At 73.3% G+C, this 4,271-nt stretch carries 3 protein-coding genes; 2 read left to right on the top strand and 1 reads right to left on the bottom strand.

Translation table 11 applies throughout. The features are described from left to right. Positions 1 to 1,046: MBL fold metallo-hydrolase (locus KBX53_RS24335; RefSeq protein ID WP_210861845.1), on the top strand; the 1,046-nt coding region annotated here is incomplete at its 5' end. A gap of 13 nt (positions 1,047 to 1,059) precedes the next feature. Here KBX53_RS24335 and KBX53_RS24340 read toward each other — a convergent pair. Further along, positions 1,060 to 2,571, bottom strand: coding sequence for a deoxyguanosinetriphosphate triphosphohydrolase family protein (locus tag KBX53_RS24340; protein ID WP_030335115.1), 1,512 nt, complete (start codon positions 2,569 to 2,571; stop codon positions 1,060 to 1,062). A 124-nt stretch (positions 2,572 to 2,695) separates the two neighbouring features. Between KBX53_RS24340 and KBX53_RS24345 the strand changes: the two genes are divergently transcribed. Next, the coding region (locus KBX53_RS24345) for a Tex-like N-terminal domain-containing protein (RefSeq protein ID WP_309140845.1) at positions 2,696 to 4,271 on the top strand (1,576 nt) is incomplete at its 3' end.

Below are 4,271 nucleotides of genomic sequence, written 5' to 3' on the forward strand. Positions count from 1 at the left end.
CCCGGGATGTGCCGGCGGCGCTCGGCGGCCGGCTCAGCGGGGCCCGCGCCGAACGGGCGGCCCGCTCGCCCCAGTTCCGCGACGGCACCTTCCACAACCAGGCCGGCACCCGCACGATGGTCGCCGAGCCGGGCCGCAACCTGGTCCGCGAGCTGATCTTCGGTAAGCAGAAGCGGCGCCCGACCACACCGGTGCCGCTGCTGCGGCCCGGCACGACGGACGCCGCCGACGCGGCCGACGAGCTGAACATCGTCTGGTACGGGCACGCCTCGACGCTGATCGAGATCGAGGGCCGGCGGGTGCTGCTCGACCCGGTGTGGAGCGACAGGTGCTCCCCGTCTCCTCTGGTCGGCCCGCGCCGGCTGCACGAGCCACCGGTCGGCATCGACGAGTTGCCCCCGCTGGACGCCATCCTGATCTCCCACGACCACTACGACCACCTCGACATGGCCACCGTGCGGGCGCTGCTCGCCGGGCAGTCCGCGCCGTTCCTGGTACCGCTCGGCGTGGGCGCGCACCTGGACCGCTGGGGCGTACCCGCCGAGCGGATCATCGAGCTGGACTGGTCCGAGTCGCACCAGGTCGCCGGACTGGAGATCACCGCCACCGCCGCCCAGCACTTCTCCGGCCGTGGGCTGCGCCGCGACGGCACCCTCTGGAGTTCCTGGGTGGTGGCCGGGGCGCGCCGCAAGGTCTTCTACACCGGCGACTCCGGTTACTTCGCCGGGTACGCGGAGATCGGCGCCGAGCACGGGCCGTTCGACGTGACGCTGATGCAGATCGGCGCGTACGACCGGGCGTGGCCGACGATCCACATGTTCCCGGAGGAGGCGGTGAACGCCCACCTCGACCTGCGCGGCGGGCTGTTCGTGCCGGTGCACTGGGCGACGTTCAACCTGGCGCTGCACGACTGGTCCGAGCCGGTCGACCGGTTGTGGGCCGAGGCGAAGGCCCGCGACGTGCGGCTCGCCGTGCCCCGCCCCGGCGAGCGGGTGGTGGTCGACGAACCGCCCGCCGTCGACGGCTGGTGGCAGGCCATCGCCTGAGCGGTCAGGTCGGTCAGAGCACGAACGCGTCGGTCCAGAGCGCGCCGGACCGGCCGGAGAGGGCGTCCAGCATGGCCACCGCCTGACCGTCGGTGAGCTGCGCGACGAAATCGACGATGGCCCGGCCCCGGGCCCGACCGATCCGGTCCGGGGTACGCGGGTGCAGCTCGGCCTCGGCCAACTCGACCAGGTCGTGCAGCCGGCGGGGCAGCCGGGATTCCTCCTCCGGGTCGAGCAGCCACTCCCAGAGGGCCTCGACCAGGGTGCCCAGCAGCCGGGCCTGACCGCGCTGGTGCAGGGCGAGGTCCGGGCGGGCCAGCACGAACCGGTGGTGCACGAACTTGAGCACCTGCACCTCGTGCCACTGGGCGCAGCCGAGCAGCACGTACCCGGAGCGCACCGACGGCTGATCGGTGACGGTGATCGCCTCGACGAAGCGGGTGGACCAGCGGGCGGAGAAACGCGCCACGTACTGCTCGGCCTCGATCGAGCCGTCGAACGGCATCGCGAGCAGCCCGTCGACCAGCTCCTCGCGGACGTGCTCGACGGCGGCGGCGAACGCGTCGTCGTCGGCGATCCAGGCGTCCTTGCGGTGCAGTTGTCGACGCAACCGCTCGATCGCCGCCCCGGGTCGCCGCGCCGACGTTGCCAACGCCGCGTCGGTGATCGCCCGGAAGTGCCCGCTCTCGCGCTGCCACGCCATCAACTCGGCGGAGACCGACCCCTGCTGGAGCACACCGACCCGGTAGAAGTCCTCCACGTCGTGGATGGCGTACGCGATGTCGTCGGCGGTGTCCATCACGGACGCCTCCACCGTCTGCTGCCAGTCCGGGATGCGGCCGGCGAACGGCTCCCGGGCCTGCCGCAGGTCGTCCAGCTCGGTGCGGTACGCGCCGAACTTCGACGAGCCGCTGTCCGGGTCGTCCGGCGGAGGGGTGGCTCCGCGCGGCGGCGGATCCATCGTGCGCGGGTGCGGGTCGGGGTGGTCCAGGCGGGTCCACGGGTACTTCAACATCGCCGCGCGGACCGCCGCCGTCAGGTCCAGCCCGGTGGTGGCCGCGCCCCGGATCTCGGTGCTGGTGACGATCCGGTACGACTGCGCGTTGCCCTCGAACCCGTCGGAGAGGCCGAGGCGCTGACGGGCCAGCCGGTCCAGCACCCGCTCCCCCAGGTGCCCGAACGGTGGGTGGCCGAGGTCGTGGGCGAGCGCCGCCGCCTCCACCACGTCGGGGTCGAGGCCGCCGAGCTTGTCCAGCAGGTCACGCCACCGCTCGTCGGCCGTCAGCCGCTCGGCGATGGCCCGGGCCACCTGGGCGACCTTGAGGCTGTGGGTGAGCCGGTTGTGCACCAGCAGCCCGGAGCCGACCGGGCTGATCACCTGGGTGACACCGCCGAGTCGGGCGAAGAACGGCGAGCCGACGATCCGGTCCCGGTCGGCGCGGAACGGGTTGGCCGCGAGGTCGCCGAGGGCCCGGGCGCTGCCGCCGAAGAGTCGCCGGGCGCGCGGCTCCGCAGCAGATTCCATGATCGCCACGCTAGCGCAGGCCCGCCGGGACCGCCGCCGGTCACCCCGGCCGGGTGCGGCGACAGCTGTCGGGGCCGCCCGGCAGAATGCAGGCGGTACCCACTCCCGAAGGCGGATCGAGATCGTGACCCAGTCTGTTCATCAGCGGATCGCCGACGAGCTCGGCGTGGCCGAGCGTCAGGTGCGGGCGGCCGTGGAGCTGCTCGACGGCGGCGCCACAGTGCCGTTCATCGCCCGTTACCGCAAGGAGGCCACCGGCCTGCTCGACGACACCCAGCTGCGCACCCTGGAGGAGCGGCTGCGCTACCTGCGCGAGCTGGACGAGCGGCGGGCGGCCGTCCTGGAGTCGATCCGCGGTCAGGGCAAGTTGGACGAGGCCCTGGAAGCGCAGATCATGGCCGCCGACTCGAAGTCGCGGCTGGAGGACATCTACCTGCCCTACAAGCCGAAGCGGCGGACCCGCGCCCAGATCGCCCGCGAGGCCGGCCTCGCCCCGCAGGCCGAGACGCTGCTGGCCGACCCGACCCAGGACCCGAAGGCCACCGCCGCCGCGTTCGTCGACGCGGAGAAGGGCGTCGCCGACGCGGCCGCCGCGCTGGAGGGCGCGCGGGCCATCCTCATCGAGACCTTCGCCGAGGACGCCGACCTGATCGGCACGCTGCGCGAGCAGATGTGGTCGCGGGGCCGGCTGGTTTCCCGGGTACGCGACGGTCAGGAGGCCGCCGGCGCCAAGTTCGCCGACTACTTCGACTTCTCCGAGCCGTACCCGAAGCTGCCCTCGCACCGGATCCTGGCGATGTTCCGGGGCGAGAAGGAGGGCGTGCTCGACCTGACCATGGAGCCGGAGGAGGCCGGTGAGGCGGACGCGGTGCCGACCGGCCCGACCCGGTACGAGGCGGCCATCGCCGGCCGGTTCGGGGTGTCCGACGCGGGCCGCCCGGCCGACCGCTGGCTGACCGACACGGTCCGCTGGGCGTGGCGTACCCGGATCCTCATCCACCTCGGCGCGGACCTGCGGATGCGGCTGTGGCAGGCCGCCGAGGAGGAGGCGGTGCGGGTCTTCGCCACCAACCTGCGGGACCTGCTGCTCGCCGCGCCGGCCGGCACCCGGCCCACCATGGGCCTGGACCCGGGCCTGCGCACCGGCGTGAAGGTGGCGGTGGTGGACGCCACCGGCAAGGTGGTCGCCACCGACACCATCTACCCGCACGAGCCGCGCCGGCAGTGGGACGCGTCGGTGGAGACCCTGGCCCGACTGGCCGGGGCGCACGGGGTGGAGCTGATCGCGATCGGCAATGGCACCGCCTCCCGCGAGACGGACAAGCTCGCCGGTGACCTGATCGCCCGGCACCCGCAGCTCAACCTGACCAAGGTGATGGTCTCCGAGGCCGGCGCGTCGGTCTACTCCGCCTCCGCGTACGCCGCGCAGGAGCTGCCCGGGATGGACGTGTCGCTGCGCGGCGCGGTCTCCATCGCCCGGCGTCTGCAGGATCCCCTGGCAGAGCTGGTCAAGATCGACCCGCGGTCGATCGGCGTCGGCCAGTACCAGCATGACCTGTCCGAGGTGAAGCTGTCCCGGTCGCTGGACGCGGTGGTGGAGGACTGCGTCAACGCGGTCGGCGTGGACGTCAACACCGCCTCCGCGCCGCTGCTGACCCGGGTCTCCGGGATCGGCGCCGGGCTGGCCGAGAACATCGTGC

The organism is Micromonospora sp. M51 (genome assembly GCF_018070305.1).
GTDB lineage: Bacteria > Actinomycetota > Actinomycetes > Mycobacteriales > Micromonosporaceae > Micromonospora > Micromonospora parva.

Coding starts and splice junctions, on each gene's coding strand:
- KBX53_RS24340 (WP_030335115.1), bottom strand. CDS start 2,571: ATGGAATCTGCTGCGGAGCCGCGCGCCCGGCGACTCTTCGGCGGCAGC.